1 protein-coding gene is annotated in these 636 nt (G+C 50.6%); it reads left to right on the top strand.

Annotated features, from left to right (window positions below; all coding sequences use genetic code 11):
* On the top strand, nt 1-636 hold a 636-nt coding region (locus tag OB236_RS15025), incomplete at both ends, for a hypothetical protein (RefSeq protein ID WP_262684723.1).

The following is a 636-nucleotide window of genomic DNA, read 5'->3' as shown; positions in this document are numbered from 1 at the left end:
AGCGTCGAGGGTTACACGTGGGGCCAGACGATTAGCGAAAGCGGCAGTTACTTTTTAGAAGTTTATGATCTTGCAGGTAATTCACGATGGTTCCAATTCATTATAGAAAGGGTTGCACCCGACATAAACGGGGTGACGCCTGGTCAACTCTCCAACACAGGTGTAACACCGACCAGCACAGCCACTGATATAGAAACGGTCAGCTTGACGAAGGACGGCGTGGTGGTAGCAGGCTACGCCTTAGGCCAAGTGATTAAGGATAGTGGTACGTATGTGCTGGTGGTCACGGATCAGGCGGGCAATGCGACAACGGTTCAATTCACGATAGAGAGCAATGCGCCTGTTGTGAATGGGGTAACAGACGGTCAACTTACGAACGCCAGTGTAACACCGACCAGCCCAGACACTGATATAGAAACGGTCAGCTTGACGAGGGATGGTGTGGCGGTAGCAGGTTACATGATGGGCCAGACAATTAGCGATAGCGGGGCGTATGTGCTGGTAGTCACGAATCACGGAGGCCATACGACAATTGTCCATTTCACGATTGGTGACAGGGCTGCTCCTATCATACTTAATACCATGTATAATGCCGGCTTAGAGGTACCGGATGGGCATTGGTTTAACGATCGAATT

This window comes from Paenibacillus baimaensis, assembly GCF_025567575.1.
The sequence above is the reverse complement of the archived record's forward strand: the minus strand, read 5'-3'. Positions and strand labels throughout refer to the sequence as shown.